We start from the raw sequence: 14,938 nt of genomic DNA on the forward strand, positions 1-14,938 counted from the left end.
CGATGGATCAACCGCTGATCGACCGCATTGTCGAGGGTGCGCTGCTGGCGTCCAGCCAGCCGCTGACCCTGGCCCAGCTGAAGGACCTGTTCCCCGAAGAGGAGCCGGCGCCGCCGGGCAGCATCGAGCGTGCGCTGGAACGCCTGCGCGAGGCCTGTGCCGGCCGCGGCGTGGAACTGGTCGAGGTCGCCTCCGGCTTCCGTTACCAGGTCACCGGCGAAGTGCACGGCTGGATCAGCCGGCTGTGGACCGAGCGCAAGACCCGCTATACCCGCGCCACCCTGGAAACGCTGGCGTTGATCGCCTACCGGCAACCGATCACCCGCGGCGAGATCGAACAGGTGCGCGGCGTGGCGGTCAGCAGCAACATCATCCAGGCCCTGGAAGAGCGCGAGTGGATCCGCGTGGTCGGCCATCGCGACGTACCCGGCAAGCCGGCCCTGTTCGGCACCACCAAGGGCTTCCTGGACTACTTCGGGCTCAAGCGCCTGGACGAACTGCCGCCGCTGTCCGAACTGAAGGACCTGGGCGAGCTGGAACCGCAGCTGGCCCTGGATCGCGATGCACCGCCGACGGCCAGTGCCGACGGCCCGGACCTGGGCGCCGACCCGGACGCTGCTGCAAATGACGACGCCGGCCCCAGCGCCGGCGACACCCCGGATTCCGCTGCCGCAGATGCTGCGGCGGCCGACAACGAGCAAGCACCTTCGCCCTCCGATGATGGGCACCCCGATTCCGCGCCGGGCGAGCGCGCGGTGACAGTGAACGAACGCGAAGACAACGCCGTCGCGACGACGACCGTGGCTGTTGACCAAGCCGATTCCGAACCAGAGGCCGACCTCGAAACCGTCGGCCGGAGCAAAACTGATGAGTGACACCCCCCGCAAGACCTCGCTGAACAAGCTCTCGCTCAAGCGCGAAGCAACCTCCGAACAGTTCAAGCTGGAAGAACGCCTGCACAAGGTCCTGGCCCAGGCCGGCCTGGGCTCGCGCCGTGCGCTGGAACAGCGCATCGCCGAAGGCCTGGTCAAGGTCAACGGTGAAGTCGCGCAGACCGGCATGTCGGTCAAGAGCGGCGACAGGATCGAACTGGACGGCCGTGGCTTCGTCGCCACCGCACTGAGCGAACCCTCGCGCGTGCTGGTCTACAACAAGCCGGAAGGCGAAGTGACCACCCGCGAAGATCCCGAAGGTCGCCCGACCGTGTTCGAATCGCTGCCGCCGCTGAAGGGCGCGCGCTGGATCGCGATCGGCCGGCTGGACATCAACACCACCGGCCTGCTGCTGGCCACCACCGACGGTGAGCTGGCCAATGCCATGATGCACCCGTCGTTCGAGGTCGAACGCGAGTACGTGGTGCGCGTGCGCGCCCCGGAAGGCGAGGAGAAGGTCTCCGACGCCATCGTCGACCGCCTCGCCCGCGGCGTTGCGCTGGAAGACGGCCCGGCCAAGTTCGATGAGATCGAACGTATCGGCGGCACCGATTCACACGACTGGTTCCGCGTGGTGGTGAAGGAAGGCCGCAACCGCGAAGTCCGCCGCCTGTGGGAATCGCAGGGCTGCCAGGTCAGCCGCCTCAAGCGCACCCGCTACGGCAAGGTCAGCCTGCCGCGCGAACTGGCCCGTGGCCAGTCGGTCGAGCTGCCGGGCACCCAGGTCGAAGCGCTGCGCGCCCAGCTGAAGCTGGAAGAAGGCGCGCCTTCGGCGCTGACCCTGCAGCCGGTGATCGGCCAGCGCCGCGCCGCCAAGACCACCGTGCGCGTGCGCGAAGGTGGCCGTGGCAACGCCTACGTCAACGGCCACAGCACCGCCGATGAAGGCCGCGAACTGCGTCGCTTCGACAACGTCCGCGAAGACCGCGGCCGCGGTCGCGGTGGCAAGGCCGGCGGTGGTTTCAAGGGCGGCCTGACGGTGAGCGGTGAAGCGGCGGCCAAGCAGTCGCAGCGCCCGTTCAAGCAGCGCGCGCCGAAGAACGACCGTTCGCTGCCGGAAGGCAACCCGGCCGCGTTCCGCACCTGGTACGTGCCGGACGGTGTCAGCACCGGCCCGAGCGGCCACCGCAACGCCGGCCCGGGCGCACGTGGCCCCGGCGCGCGTGGTCCGGGTGCAGGCGGCCAGGGCCGCCCCTACGGCAAGCCGAAGGGTCCGGGCGCCGGTGGTGGCCAGGGCCGTGGCGGTTTCGGGGGTGAAGGTCGTGGCGGCGCCGGTGGCGGTGGCCAGGGGCGTCCGGCCGGTGCCGGCAACCGCTCGCAGGGCCAGGGCAACAAGCACCCGTACGGCCATCCGGGCAACGCCCCGAGCTTCCCGTCCGACCACGCCACCCCGGGCTTCAATCCGTATGGCAACGCGCGTCCGGCCGGCAATGGTCGTCCGGGCGGTCACGCCAACGCCCGCCCCGGTGGCAATCGGGGCCCGGGCGGCAACCGTGGCCCGGGCGGTCCCGGCGGTAACCGGGGTCCCGGCGGCCCGGGTGGCAACCGTGGCCCCGGCGGCAACCGCGGCCCCGGCGGCCCGCGTCGCAGCGGCCCGCGCGGCGGCTGATCCCACCTCACCAGGACGGAACGATCGATGACACGGATGTTGTCCCTGGGCGCCCGCATGGGCGCCCTGCTGCTCCTCACGCTGGTGGCGGGCGGCTGCGAACGCACCGCCAACCGCCTCAAGCAGGAACTGGCCGCCAGGCAGAACCCGTGGCCGGAATCTTCCCCGCTGCACGCCCCCACGGATCGGATGGTGCGCCGGCTGATCGTCGATCCGCGCTATGCGCAGCGCATCAGGCAGGCCGGCAGCAAGGGGAAAGCCGCACAGGCCGGCACCCAGCTGACCCTCGACGGCATCGCACGATTGCCGCCGCAGCGCCTGGAACAACGCGCCAGGATCATGGCCAGCATCCTGCACGCCATGCCGGTGGAGGACTGCGCGCGCAGTGCCCGTGCGACCACCGCTGCCGACGTGTCACAGCTGAGCACACTGTTCTTCGCCCAGCTTGAAAAACTCCCGCCTGCGGATATCGACGCGTGGTTCGAGATGAGCTACGAGGCCGGCATCGCCGAGCTGGAACAACGCCCGCCGAGCACGGTCAGCGAGGCGCAGATCCAGGCGGCATCGGAAGCCTTCATGGCCAGCCTGCCCAGCGACGCGGCGCGTTCCCGCGCCATGGCCATCATGCCGCAGATGGAAACGGCCACACCGGCTGACGCCTGCTGGGCCTCGCGCACGATGTTCGACGCCGTAGCCACCCTGCCCAAGCCGCATCGTGGCACCCTGGCCTGGTTGCTGGCCCAGCAGTAAGCCGTCGTAGGCGGTGTGAGCCACCGAAGCCCGGTTCCGACCCGGCCTGCAGTGGGGCGCGCACGTCGGAATTGTTTGAAAACGTGCAGTTCGTGCCAGAAGGCGACGCAATCGGCGCGCCCGCTTCGTATCGTGAGGTCTCCTACCCACAGGAGGCAACGTTGATGGCCTGGCATACAAGCCGTTCTGCCCTGACGATCGTCGACCCCAGCAACAGCTGGTGGACCACCCTCTACGACCCCGGCGACACGGTACCGGTCTCGGGGATCTACAGCTGCCAAGGCTGCAGGAGCGAGATCACCTGCAAGCAGGGCGAAGCATTTCCCCCGCGCTCGCACCACCCGCATCTGCCGAACGAAGGCATGCTGCGCTGGCGACTCATCGTGCGTACCAACGCACAGGTCATCTGACGCAGACACAGGGACGCCGGGGACCACGTCGTCCGTGCCGCACACGACCGATCCCTTCCGTCCCCTTTCTGCGCTCAGCGGCGACTGATAGTGAAGGCGGCGCCGTCCACGCCCAGGTCCCACCCCTTGCCGGTACCGGACAGGGCCAGCGAGATATCGCCCTTGGTCATCACCTGCGCGTTGCTGGACTTCACCGCGCCGGCATGGGCGCCGACCGACGCATAGGTGCCCAGCAGCTCACCGACGCTGCTGGCGCCGGTGAAGCTGCCACGGCCGTCGGTGATCTTCGATTTGCCGACGGTCAGGCCGCCGCCCTTGAGCTGGATCCGCACCGGCATGCTGGCGCCATTGCTGCAGCGGATGGTGCCGTTGCCGGACGCGGTCTTGTAGATCAGCGACCAGCCGGACAGGTTGTAGCGCAGCTGGCAATCCAGATTGCCACCGGCCTGCGCGGCCGGGGCCACGGCGGCGGCGGCCAGCGCCAGCAGCAGGGCAAAGGGCTTGGTGTTCATCGGCGGACTTCCACTTCGATCAGACTGCCGGCGAATCTAGCAGCGCGCACGTGCAGGGAGAATGCAGGCGCGGGCAACGATGCGGGCAGTGTTCAGGCGCCCGCGCCGGTCCTGCCCTGCCCAGTCAGGCCCGATCGCCCAGCTGGAAGCTGTCGGCATCGAGCATCGCCGGGAAGCGTGCGCGGTGCGCGGCCAGCGCCTCGGCCGGAATGGTGGTGGTGACCACCTGTTCGCGCTCGCGGATCTCCACCTGCGGCTGGCCGAGGAAATCGATCACGGCGCTGTCGCCGGCGTAATGCAGCTGGTTGCCGTCCACGCCGACGCGGTTGACCGCGGCCACGAAGCACAGGTTCTCGATCGCCCGCGCGCGCAGCAGGGTCTTCCACGCGTAGGCACGCGCCGACGGCCAGTTGGCGACGAAGATCTGCAGGTCGAAATCCATCTGCCCGGCCCGCTCCACGTTGTAGCGGTTGCGGCAGAACACCGGGAAACGCAGGTCGTAGCAGACCTGCGGATTGATCCGCCAGCCCTTCCATTCCACGCTCAAACGGTCGCGGCCGGCAGCATAGCGCTCGTGCTCGCCGCCATAACGGAACAGGTGGCGCTTGTCGTAGTACTGCAGGTCGCCGTCGGGCGTGGCGAACAGCAGGCGGTTGTAGACGCCCTCGCCCTCGCGCAGCTGCACGCTGCCGATCACCGCCGCGTCCAGCGCCCTGGCCTGTTCACGCACCCAGGCCACGGTCGGGCCGTCCATGCCTTCGGCCTGGGCAATGGCCTCGTTGGAAAAACCGCTGGTGAAGGTCTCCGGCAGGATCACCAGGTCGGTGCTGCCGGCCAGCGGCGCCAGCAACGCGCCGTAGTACTCCCGGTTGCCCGCCGGGTCATGCCAGCGGGTGTCGCCTTGCACGAGGGAAATGCGCAGGTCCTGCATCGTCATCGCTCCGCTTACAGCAGGCGCAGGCGTTCGATCGCCGCGTCCAGGGTGGCCTCGTTCTTGGCGAAGCACAGGCGCACCAGGCGCTGGCCCACCGGCGCGGTCTCGTAGAACGGTGACAGCGGAATGGCGGTCACGCCCTTCTCGACGGTCAGCCACTTCACGAATTCGTGGTCGGGCAGATCGCTGATGGCCGAATAGTCGACCAGCTGGAAATAGCCGCCCGGCACCGGCAGCGGCTTCAGGCGGGTGCCGGCCAGCTGCTCGCGGAAGCGGTCGCGCTTGGCCTGGTAGAACGCGCCCAGTTCCAGGTGGTGCCCGGGTTCGTCGCGGATCATCGCGGCAAAGCCGTACTGGGCCGGGCCGAAGCTGGTGAAGGTGTTGTACTGGTGCACCTTTCGGAACTCGGCGGTCAGCAGCGGCGGCGCCACCGCGTAGCCGATCTTCCAGCCGGTGCAGTGGTAGGTCTTGCCGAAGCTGGAGATGACGAAGGTGCGCTCGCGCAGTTCCGGGTAGCGCAGCGCCGATTCGTGGCGGCGGCCGTCATAGATGATGTGCTCGTACACCTCATCGGAGATCAGGTAGATCTGCGTGCCGCGCAGTACATCGGCCAGCGCCTGCATGTCGGCCTCGTCCAGCATCGCGCCGGACGGGTTGTGCGGGGTGTTGACCATCAGCAGGCGGGTGCGCGGGGTGATCGCCGCACGCACGCGGTCCCAGTCGACGGCGAAGGTCTGCGGGTCCAGCGGCACGTGCACGGCGGTGGCACCGGCCAGCTCGATGGCCGGTTCATAGCAGTCGTAGGCCGGATCCAGCACGATTACTTCCTCGCCAGCACGCACCACGGCGTGGATGGCGTTGAAGATCGCCTCGGTGGCACCGCTGGTGACGGTGATCTCGGTGTCCGGGTCGATCGTCGCGCCGTACAGGTCCAGTGACTTCTGCGCGATGGCCTGGCGCAGCGGCGCCACGCCGGTCATCGGCGGGTACTGGTTCAGGCCGGCGGCCATCGCCCGGGTGGTTTCGTCGATCAGGCGCTGCGGCGCGGAAAAATCCGGAAACCCCTGGCCCAGGTTGACTGCGCCGTGTTCGGCAGCGAGCTGGGACATCACGGTGAAGATCGTGGTACCGACCTTGGGCAGCTTGGTGGTGGGTTGCATCGGCCTGGGCTGTGGGGGAACAAGGGCTGGAAGTGTACGAAATCCGGGCCCTGCCTGCGGCGCCGACGGTACCGCCGGGTCATGCCCGGCGGCTGTTTGTAGATGCAATGCGACCAGGATGCCGCGCTTCGCGCTCGCCGGGCATGGCCCGGCACTACCCGGTCACATTCGCCGCTACAATTGCCATCGCACTCCGGCATGAAGATCCCTGCGCCTTGAACGCCCCTGCATTGCTGGCCGCCAGTGGCCTGCGTTTCTCCCGCAATGACGAGCCGGTGTTCGGCCCGCTGGACTTCCATGTGGATGCCGGCGAAGCGCTGCTGGTACAGGGCGGCAACGGCGCCGGCAAGACCACCCTGCTGCGGGTGCTGGCCGGTCTGGCGCGGCCGGGCGCGGGCCAGGTGCTGATCGACGGAAAGCCGGCCAGCAATGCCGAGCGCGCGCGCTTCGTTGCCTACCTCAGCCACCTGCCGGCGCTGAAGCCGGACCTGGACACGCTGGAGAACCTGCACTTCCTGTGTGGCCTGCACGGGCGCCGTGCCCGGCAGATGCCCGGCAACGCGCTGGCGATCGTCGGCCTGGCCGGTTACGAGGACACCCTCGTCCGGCATCTGTCCGCCGGGCAGAAGCGGCGCCTGGCGCTGGCCCGCGTCTGGCTGTCGCCGGCACCGCTGTGGCTGCTCGACGAACCCTATGCCAACCTCGACCTGGAGGGCATCACCCTGGTCAACCGGATGATCTCGGCGCACCTGCGCAGCGGTGGCGCGGCACTGGTCACCACCCACGGTGCGTATGCCGCGCCGCCGGTGCGGACGCGCCAGCTCGATCTCGGCGGTGAAGCATGATCGCGCCGGGCACCGAACCGGGCCTGTGGCAGACCGCGCGGGCACTGCTGACCCGCGACCTGCGCCTGCTCTGGCGCCGCCGCGGCGATGCGTTGCAGCCGGTGCTGTTCGCCCTGCTGGTGGTGGTGCTGTTCGCGCTTGCGCAGGGCCGCGAACCGACCGCGCTGGCGGCCACCGCCGGCGCCGTGCTGTGGCTGGCGGTGCTGCTGGCCGGGCAGCTGGCGCTGGATTCGCTGTTCCGCTCCGATGCCGAAGATGGCTCGCTGGAGCAATGGCTGCTGGCACCGGTGCCGCTGGCCTGGCTGGTGCTGGTGCGGGTGCTGCTGCACTGGGCCACCACCGCCCTGCCGCTGATCGTGCTCAGCCCGCTGCTGGCCGAAATGCTGCATCTGCCGCATGACCAGCTGCCGATGTTGCTGGCATCGTTGCTGCTGGGAACGCCGCTGTTGAGCCTGATCGGCGGAGTGGTCGCTGCACTGACCGTCGGCATCCGCCGCTCTGGTATTCTCGTTGCGTTGCTGTCGTTGCCGTTGTACGTACCGGTGCTGGTGTTCGGTGCGGGAAGCGTGGCGGCGGCCAGCCGCGGTCAGGACCCGGTCGGCGCGCTGCTGATGCTGGGGGCCGGCCTGGTGGTCGCGCTGGTGCTGGCCCCGCTGGCGACAGCCGCTGCCATCCGTATTTCTCTGAGTTGACCGAGCTGAGAGCCAATCCATCCCTGCTGGATAGCCGTCACGCATGAATCCGATCGTCCGCTGGTTCCATCAACTCGGTTCACCGCCCACCTTCGACCGCTTCGCCGCGCGCTGGTCCCGGGTCTTCTACGTTGCAGCGGTGCCGGTGCTGCTGATCGGGTTGTGGCAGGGCCTGTTCGTGGCCCCCCAGGAGCAGAACCAGCACGACGCCTTCCGCATCATCTACATCCACGTGCCCAGCGCCTGGATGAGCCTGTTCGTGTTTGCGCTGATGGCCTTCTACGCAGCCATCGCGCTGGTCTGGCGGATCAAGATCTGCGAGATCCTGGCCATGGCCTGTGCACCGATGGGCGCCGGCTTCACCCTGATCACCCTGCTGACCGGCAGCATCTGGGGCAAGGGCACCTGGGGCACCTGGTGGGACTGGGACCCGCGGATGACCAGCGAACTGATCCTGCTGTTCCTGTACCTGGGCGTGATCGGCCTGTACCACGCCATCGAGGACCGCCGCAGCGCCGCGCGCGCGGCCGGCCTGCTGGCCATCGTCGGCGTCGGCCTGCTGCCGGTGATCCGCTACTCGGTGGACTGGTGGGGCGCGTTGCACCAGCGCCAGTCGATCAATGTGTTCGGCGAGAACGCGGTACGGCCGGAACTGATCGCGCCGCTGTGGTGGATGGTGGTCGCGACCAAGCTGTGGTTCGTCGGCTCCCTGCTGGCCAAGGCACGCGCCGACAATCTCGTACGTGAAGCGGGCAAGGCCTGGATCGGTGAACGCCTGGGCCGTGGCGCCCGGCCGCTCGAGGAGGGATCACGATGACCCACCTGCCCTTCATCATCGCCGCCTTCGCGGTGTTCCTGCTGGTGCTGGCCTGCGACGCGCTGGGTTCCTGGCTGCGCCTGCGCCATGCGCGGCAACAGGCGCTGCGCCGCCAGCAGCGACTGCAGGCGCGCAGCAACGCGGCGGCGCCGGCACCGCTGGCCACCGAGCTCAGCCGATGACGCCGGTCCAGCGACGCCGCATGATCTGGGTGCTGTTGCTGCTGCTGGCCTCCGGGCTGGCAACCACCCTGGTGGCCTTCGCCCTGCAGCGCAATATCGCCTACCTGTACACGCCCTCGGAAGTGCTGCGCGGCGATGTCGATGGCCAGGCACGTTTCCGCCTCGGCGGCATGGTGGTGAAGGGCTCGTTCAACCGCCCCAGCGGGTCGCTGGAGGCGCATTTCGTGGTGACCGACGGCGATGCGACCCTGCCGGTGACCACCTCGCGGATCCTGCCGGACATGTTCCGCGAGGGCACCGCCGTGGTTGCCAGCGGCCGCCTGCAGGACGGCACCTTCGTCGCCGACGAAGTGCTGGCCAAGCACGATGAGAACTACGTGCCCAAGGAAGTGGCCGACAAGATGGGCGATGCGCACCGCAAGCATGATGTGCCGGTCCCGGCGCCCGAGGTGCGCTGAGTGCTGCCCGAACTCGGTCAGATCCTGCTGGTATGTGCGCTGCTGGCATCACTGCTGCAGGCCGGGCTGCCACTGGCCGGCGCGCAGCGCGGCAACGCCGCCTGGATGGCGGTTGCACGTCCGGCGGCCCTGGCCCAGCTGCTGCTGCTGGCCGGTGCCTTCGCGGTCCTGACCGCAGCGTTCGTGCAGCAGGACTTCTCGGTGCGCTACGTGGCCGAGAATTCCAATTCACTGCTGCCGCTGATCTACCGCTACTCGGCGGTCTGGGGCGCGCACGAAGGCTCGCTGCTGATGTGGGCGCTGGTGCTGGCGCTGTGGACCGGCGCGGTCGCGCTGTTGTCGCGGCACCTGCCGGCACCGGTGCAGGCACGCGTGCTGGCGGTGATGGGCGTGGTCAGTGTCGGCTTCCTCGCCTTCCTGATCTTCACCTCCAACCCGTTCCTGCGCCTGGACCCGGCACCGCTGGAGGGCCGCGACCTCAATCCGCTGCTGCAGGATCCGGGGCTGATCATCCATCCGCCGATGCTGTACCTGGGTTACGTCGGCTTCGCGGTGCCGTTCGCCTTTGCCGTGGCGGCCCTGCTGGAGGGCCGGGTGGATGCGCGCTGGCAGCGCTGGACGCGGCCCTGGACCAACGTGGCCTGGGGCTTCCTGACCCTGGGCATCGCGCTGGGCAGCTGGTGGGCGTACTACGAACTCGGCTGGGGCGGCTGGTGGTTCTGGGATCCGGTGGAGAACGCCAGCTTCATGCCGTGGCTGGCCGGCGCCGCACTGATCCATTCGCAGGCGGTCACCGAAAAGCGCGGCACCTTCGGCAGCTGGACGCTGCTGCTGGCGATCGCGGCCTTCGCATTGTCGCTGCTGGGCACCTTCCTGGTGCGCTCCGGCGTGCTGACCAGCGTGCACTCGTTCGCCGCCGATCCCTCGCGCGGGTTGTTCATCCTGGTGTTCCTGTCGGTGCTGGTCGGCGGCAGCCTGCTGCTGTATGCACTGCGCGCGCCGCGCCTGTCGGTGGATGCGGACGACCCGCGCCGCGGCTTCACCGCGACCTCGCGCGAAACCCTGCTGCTGGCCAACAACCTGCTGCTGGCCAGTGCCTGCGCGATGGTCCTGCTCGGCACGTTGTATCCGCTGCTGGCCGATGCGCTGTCGCTGGGCAAGATATCGGTCGGTCCGCCCTACTTCGGCAGCCTGTTCCTGCTGCTGATGGCACCGATGGTGCTGCTGCTGCCCTTCGGCCCGCTGGTGAAATGGCAGCGCGACCAGCCCTCGCGGGCGCTGGCCCTGCTGCTGCCGTGGCTGGGCCTGGCGCTGCTGCTGGGCGCCTGGGCCTGGTGGCAGGCACCGCAGAACGGCTGGAAGGCCGGCATCGGCGTTGCGGCCGCGGCGTGGGTCGGGCTGGGGACGGCCCGCTTCGTCTGGCAGCGCCTGCGCGGCAATGGCCGGTTCACCGCAGAGATGCTCGGCATGATCGTCGGCCACGCAGGCGTCGCCGTGTTCCTGGCCGGTGCCCTGCTGGTGGAAGCGCTGAATGTGCAGCGCGAGGTGGCGCTGTCGCCCGGCCAGCAGGTGCAGGTGGGCCGCCATGAAGTGCGCTTCGAGGGGGTCGACCACCACGAGGGCCCGAACTTCATCGCCGACCGCGGTCACCTGCGGGTGCTGCGCGATGGCCGCGAGCAGGCGTTGCTGCACCCGGAGAAACGCCAGTACGCCAGCGGTGGCCAGGTGATGACCGAAGCCGGCATCGATGCACGGATCGGCGGTGATGTCTACGTGGCATTGGGCGAGCCGCTGGGCAACAATGCATGGGCGGTGCGGGTCCACATCAAGCCTTTCGTGCGCTGGATCTGGCTGGGTGCGCTGTTGATGGCACTGGGCGGTTTCATCACCGCCGCCGACCGCCGCTTTCGTCGTCCGTAGGAGTTCCCCATGTCCGAGTCACCCGCCCCGCGCCCTTCCCGTCCGCTGCCGCCGGTAGCCATCGTGATCGGTGTCCTGTTCTTCTTCGGCCTGCTCGGGCTGATGATCTACGGGGTGATGAAGTCGGGCGATCCGCAGCGCGACGTGCTGCCTTCGGCGCTGATCGACAAGCCCGCCCCGGCCTTCGCGCTGCCGGTCCTGCACGACCCGCAGATGATCGTGCGCAGCGACGAGCTGCGCGGCGCGCCGTACCTGCTCAACGTCTGGGGCAGCTGGTGCGCCGCCTGCCGTGAAGAGCACCCGGTGCTGACCCGCTTCGCCGAAAGCAAGCGCGTGCGCGTGATCGGCTACAACTGGAAGGATGAACCCAGCGACGCGCTGCACTGGCTGGAACAGCTGGGCAACCCGTTCATGGTGGTGCTGAGCGACATCGAAGGGCGCACCGCGATCGACTGGGGGGTGACCGCCGCGCCGGAAACCTTCCTGGTCGACGGTAGCGGCATCGTGCGCTGGAAGTACAGCGGCGCGATGACCCAGCAGGTGGTCGACGAGAAGCTGGTGCCGGCACTGGAGAAGCTCGAGAAGGCCCAGGGCAACGCCGGCAACACCCTGCAGGCCGCGCCGTAAGCGCATGCGCAGGTTGCGGCCCCTGCTGCTGGCGATCACCCTGGCGCTGCCGTTGCCCGGCCTGGCCCAGCAGCCCGTACACGATCCGCGACCGCTGGCCTTCCGCGATGCGGCCGAGGAAGCCCGCTTCCATGACCTGGCCGCGCAGCTGCGCTGCGTGCAGTGCCAGAACCAGTCGCTGGCCGACTCCAACGCACAGATCGCACAGGACCTGCGCCGCGAAGTACTGCAGCTGATGCAGCAGGGCCACGATGACACGGCCATCAAGCAGTTCCTGGTCGCCCGTTATGGCGAATTCGTGCTTTACCAGCCGCCGCTGCAGCCGGGCACCTGGCTGCTGTGGGCCGGGCCGCTGCTGGTGCTGGGCGGCGGTGCGCTGGTGGTGCTGGGCATCGTCCGCCGCCGCAGCCGCCAGGTGGCATCGGTGGTACCGACCGACCGCGATGGAGGCGATGGCTGGTGAGTGGATCGCTGCTTGTCCTGGCCGCGCTGACGGCAGCCGTGATGGCCGTGCTGGTGCTGTGGCCGCTGCGTCGGCATGGCCGCAGCGGTTTCATCGTCGGCGTGGTCGCGGTGGCCGTGGCCGGCGCCTGCCTGTACCTGCTGGTCGGCAACCCGCGGGCCGCGCAGGTGCAGCCGGCGCCTTCGGTCGCCACCCTGCGCGACGGCGTACAGGCGCTGCAGCAGGCCCTGGAGCGCGACCCGCAACGTGCCGACGGCTGGGCGCTGCTCGGTCGATCGCAGGCCGAGCTGGGCAACGTCACCGCGGCAGCCGACGCCTTCAAGCGCGCCGCAGCACTGGCACCGGATGATCCGGGCGTGCTGGTGGAAGCAGCGCAGGCGCGTGCCCAGGCCGATCCGGCCAAGCAGTTCGACGATACCGCGCTGGGCTGGCTGCAGCGGGCGCGCACGCTGGCGCCGGATGCCGAACGCGCGAGCTGGCTGCTGGGCATTGCGCTGCGCCAGCGCGGCCGCAATGCCGAAGCGGCGGCCGTCTGGAGCGGCCTGCTGCCACGCCTGGAACCGGGCGCAGCACAGGCCCTGCAGGCGCAGATCGCCATCGCCCGCGATGCGGCCGGACAGGCCGCCGATGCGCCTGCCGCGACGACGCCTGCGCTGCTGCAGGTGCGCGTGCAGTTGCCCGCATCGCCGGCGGCATCGACGTGGCCAGCCGGCACCCAGGTGTTCGTGCTTGCACGCGCGGTCGGCGGGCCGCCGATGCCGGTGGCGGCGCGCCGGCTGCCGCTGGCCGGCTTCCCGGCCACCGTCGGCCTTGGCGACGGCGACAGCCCGATGCCGACCGCACCGCTGTCGGCGCACCGCGAGGTGGAAGTGCTGGCACGGATCTCGCGCAGCGGCAGCGCCAACCGCAGTGAGGGCGACCTGCAGAGCGAAGTGGTGCGGGTGACGCTGCCGCATGATGGCGTGGTCGAGTTGCGTTTCCGCTGAACCCTGCACCGCTGCGCTCGCCGGACACGACCCGGCGCCAGCGTGAAACGCCACACCGCCTGCGCCGTGCGCCAACCTGCGCCGTGCGCCAATGGAAACCAGCGTGTCGCCAGCTGCACATGCGGCACCGCTAGAATGTCGACATGACCGAATTCATTCCGCCCGGCACCCGTTTCCACGCCCTGCCCTCGCCCTTTGCATGCAAGCGCGGTGGCGCCCTGCTCGGCGCGCGCGTGGCCTACGAGACCTGGGGCTCGCTGGCCGCGGATGCCAGCAACGCGATCCTGATCGTCACCGGCCTGTCGCCCGATGCGCACGCGGCCGCCAACCCGGCCAATCCGGCCGCGGGCTGGTGGGAGGCGATGGTCGGCCCCGGCAAGCCGATCGACAGCGACCGCTGGTTCGTGATCTGCGTGAACTCGCTGGGCAGCTGCAAGGGCTCCACCGGCCCGGCCTCGCTCAACCCGGCCAGCGGTGAACCGTATCGGCTCGATTTCCCCGAGCTGTCCATCGAGGACGGCGCGCGCGCCGCGGTCGAGGTCGTGCGCGCGCTGGGCATCGGGCAGCTGGCCTGCATCGTCGGCAATTCGATGGGCGGCATGACGGCACTGGCGGTGCTGATGCTGCATCCGGGCATCGCGCGCAGTCACATCAACATCTCCGGCAGTGCGCAGGCGCTGCCGTTCTCCATCGCCATCCGTTCGCTGCAGCGCGAGGCGATCCGCCTCGATCCCCGTTGGAACGGCGGCCACTACGACGATGCCGCCTATCCCGAATCGGGCATGCGCATGGCGCGCAAGCTCGGCGTCATCACCTACCGTTCGGCGCTGGAATGGGATGGCCGGTTCGGCCGCGTGCGGCTGGATTCGGACCAGGCCGACGACGATCCGTTCGGGCTGGAATTCCAGGTCGAGAGCTATCTGGAAGGTCACGCGCGCCGCTTCGTGCGCTTCTTCGATCCGAACTGCTACCTGTACCTGAGCCGTTCGATGGACTGGTTCGACCTGGCCGAGTATGCCGATGGCGATGTGCTGGCCGGGCTGGCGAAGATCCGCGTGGACAAGGCGCTGGCCATCGGGGCCAACACCGACATCCTGTTCCCGGTGCAGCAACAGCAGCAGATCGCCGACGGCCTGCGTGCCGGGGGCGCCGATGCGCGGTTCATCGGCCTGGAATCACCGCAGGGCCACGACGCCTTCCTGGTCGACTTCGAGCGCTTCGGCCCGGCCGTGCGCGGCTTCCTCGACGACCTGTAGTGGCGTGGCGGCGCACGCTGGCGCTGGCCGCGCTCGGCGCCCTGCTCGCGCTGATGGTCAGCGGCGTGCTGCCGCGGTGGGCTGGCGGCTGGTGCCTGCTGGCCAGCGCGGTGTCGTTCGGACTGTACGGGCATGACAAGCGCGCGGCGCGGCGCAGGCAATGGCGCATTCCCGAGCGCACGCTGCAGCTGCTGGCATTCGCCGGTGGTTGGCCGGGTGCGCTGCTGGCGCAGGCGCTGTTCTGCCACAAGCACCGCAAGGCGGAATTCCAGTGGGTGTTCTGGCTGTGCGTGGTGGCCAACGTCGCGTCCATCGCGGTGATGCTGCGCGAATTTCCGCGGTGAACGGCCGCCGGGGCAAACGCCGCCATGCACGCAGGTGCCGA

At 69.5% G+C, this 14,938-nt stretch carries 18 protein-coding genes; 15 read left to right on the forward strand and 3 right to left on the reverse strand.

Going from position 1 to position 14,938, the window contains the following annotated elements; all coding sequences use genetic code 11:
• The first annotated feature begins 2 nt into the window (after window positions 1–2).
• The 4 genes from scpB to Q5Z10_RS14330 all read left to right on the forward strand — a co-directional run bounded on the left by scpB (window position 3) and on the right by Q5Z10_RS14330 (window position 3,701).
• Complete coding sequence (gene scpB / locus Q5Z10_RS14315) at window positions 3–875, forward strand: SMC-Scp complex subunit ScpB (protein ID WP_303636082.1); 873 nt, start codon at window positions 3–5, stop codon at window positions 873–875.
• The gene (locus Q5Z10_RS14320) at window positions 868–2,541 is read left to right on the forward strand and encodes a pseudouridine synthase (RefSeq protein ID WP_303636083.1); all 1,674 of its coding nucleotides are present in this window, start codon (window positions 868–870) and stop codon (window positions 2,539–2,541) included. Before scpB ends, Q5Z10_RS14320 begins: the two co-directional genes overlap by 8 nt.
• Window positions 2,542–2,568: 27 nt before the next feature.
• The gene (locus Q5Z10_RS14325; protein ID WP_303636084.1) at window positions 2,569–3,291 is read left to right on the forward strand and encodes a hypothetical protein; all 723 of its coding nucleotides are present in this window, start codon (window positions 2,569–2,571) and stop codon (window positions 3,289–3,291) included.
• A 164-nt stretch (window positions 3,292–3,455) separates the two neighbouring features.
• Window positions 3,456–3,701 carry a protein L gene (locus Q5Z10_RS14330; RefSeq protein ID WP_303636085.1) on the forward strand — a complete coding sequence of 82 codons (246 nt, stop codon included), beginning with the start codon at window positions 3,456–3,458 and terminating at the stop codon, window positions 3,699–3,701.
• Between the two features lie 74 nt (window positions 3,702–3,775).
• Here the strand turns inward: Q5Z10_RS14330 and Q5Z10_RS14335 are convergent, their stop codons facing one another.
• The 3 genes from Q5Z10_RS14335 to Q5Z10_RS14345 all read right to left on the reverse strand — a co-directional run bounded on the left by Q5Z10_RS14335 (window position 3,776) and on the right by Q5Z10_RS14345 (window position 6,307).
• Window positions 3,776–4,213: a hypothetical protein gene (locus Q5Z10_RS14335; RefSeq protein ID WP_303636086.1), complete on the reverse strand. Its 438-nt coding sequence runs from the start codon at window positions 4,211–4,213 to the stop codon at window positions 3,776–3,778.
• A 124-nt stretch (window positions 4,214–4,337) separates the two neighbouring features.
• Window positions 4,338–5,144 carry an amidohydrolase gene (locus Q5Z10_RS14340; protein ID WP_303636087.1) on the reverse strand — a complete coding sequence of 269 codons (807 nt, stop codon included), beginning with the start codon at window positions 5,142–5,144 and terminating at the stop codon, window positions 4,338–4,340.
• Between the two features lie 14 nt (window positions 5,145–5,158).
• Window positions 5,159–6,307, reverse strand: coding sequence for a pyridoxal phosphate-dependent aminotransferase (locus Q5Z10_RS14345; protein WP_303636088.1), 1,149 nt, complete (start codon window positions 6,305–6,307; stop codon window positions 5,159–5,161).
• 215 nt (window positions 6,308–6,522) lie between these two features.
• Between Q5Z10_RS14345 and ccmA the strand changes: the two genes are divergently transcribed.
• The 11 genes from ccmA to Q5Z10_RS14400 all read left to right on the forward strand — a co-directional run bounded on the left by ccmA (window position 6,523) and on the right by Q5Z10_RS14400 (window position 14,897).
• Window positions 6,523–7,152 carry a heme ABC exporter ATP-binding protein CcmA gene (gene ccmA, locus Q5Z10_RS14350; protein ID WP_303636089.1) on the forward strand — a complete coding sequence of 210 codons (630 nt, stop codon included), beginning with the start codon at window positions 6,523–6,525 and terminating at the stop codon, window positions 7,150–7,152.
• Window positions 7,149–7,844 carry a heme exporter protein CcmB gene (ccmB, locus tag Q5Z10_RS14355; RefSeq protein ID WP_303636090.1) on the forward strand — a complete coding sequence of 232 codons (696 nt, stop codon included), beginning with the start codon at window positions 7,149–7,151 and terminating at the stop codon, window positions 7,842–7,844. Before ccmA ends, ccmB begins: the two co-directional genes overlap by 4 nt.
• Window positions 7,845–7,887: 43 nt before the next feature.
• Entirely contained in the window at window positions 7,888–8,661 is a 774-nt protein-coding gene (ccmC, locus tag Q5Z10_RS14360; RefSeq protein WP_303636091.1) for a heme ABC transporter permease CcmC, read from the forward strand.
• Entirely contained in the window at window positions 8,658–8,843 is a 186-nt protein-coding gene (ccmD, locus tag Q5Z10_RS14365; protein ID WP_303636092.1) for a heme exporter protein CcmD, read from the forward strand. The genes ccmC and ccmD overlap by 4 nt, the downstream gene beginning before the upstream one ends.
• Window positions 8,840–9,301 carry a cytochrome c maturation protein CcmE gene (gene ccmE / locus Q5Z10_RS14370; protein WP_303636093.1) on the forward strand — a complete coding sequence of 154 codons (462 nt, stop codon included), beginning with the start codon at window positions 8,840–8,842 and terminating at the stop codon, window positions 9,299–9,301. Before ccmD ends, ccmE begins: the two co-directional genes overlap by 4 nt.
• On the forward strand, window positions 9,302–11,221 hold the full coding sequence (locus Q5Z10_RS14375; RefSeq protein ID WP_303636094.1) for a heme lyase CcmF/NrfE family subunit: 1,920 nt from the start codon (window positions 9,302–9,304) through the stop codon (window positions 11,219–11,221).
• 9 nt (window positions 11,222–11,230) lie between these two features.
• The gene (locus tag Q5Z10_RS14380; RefSeq protein WP_303636095.1) at window positions 11,231–11,848 is read left to right on the forward strand and encodes a DsbE family thiol:disulfide interchange protein; all 618 of its coding nucleotides are present in this window, start codon (window positions 11,231–11,233) and stop codon (window positions 11,846–11,848) included.
• Window positions 11,849–11,861: 13 nt separating this feature from the next.
• Complete coding sequence (locus tag Q5Z10_RS14385) at window positions 11,862–12,311, forward strand: cytochrome c-type biogenesis protein (protein ID WP_303639194.1); 450 nt, start codon at window positions 11,862–11,864, stop codon at window positions 12,309–12,311.
• On the forward strand, window positions 12,305–13,297 hold the full coding sequence (locus tag Q5Z10_RS14390; RefSeq protein WP_345783996.1) for a tetratricopeptide repeat protein: 993 nt from the start codon (window positions 12,305–12,307) through the stop codon (window positions 13,295–13,297). The genes Q5Z10_RS14385 and Q5Z10_RS14390 overlap by 7 nt, the downstream gene beginning before the upstream one ends.
• A 143-nt stretch (window positions 13,298–13,440) precedes the next feature.
• Window positions 13,441–14,553 (forward strand): homoserine O-acetyltransferase MetX, encoded by a 1,113-nt coding sequence (metX, locus tag Q5Z10_RS14395; protein ID WP_303636097.1) that lies wholly within the window; start codon window positions 13,441–13,443, stop codon window positions 14,551–14,553.
• Window positions 14,553–14,897, forward strand: a complete 345-nt coding sequence (locus Q5Z10_RS14400) for a DUF1294 domain-containing protein (protein WP_303636098.1) — start codon at window positions 14,553–14,555, stop codon at window positions 14,895–14,897. Before metX ends, Q5Z10_RS14400 begins: the two co-directional genes overlap by 1 nt.
• Window positions 14,898–14,938 lie beyond the last annotated feature (41 nt).

The organism is Stenotrophomonas sp. 704A1 (assembly GCF_030549525.1).
Taxonomy (GTDB): Bacteria; Pseudomonadota; Gammaproteobacteria; order Xanthomonadales; family Xanthomonadaceae; genus Stenotrophomonas; species Stenotrophomonas tuberculopleuritidis.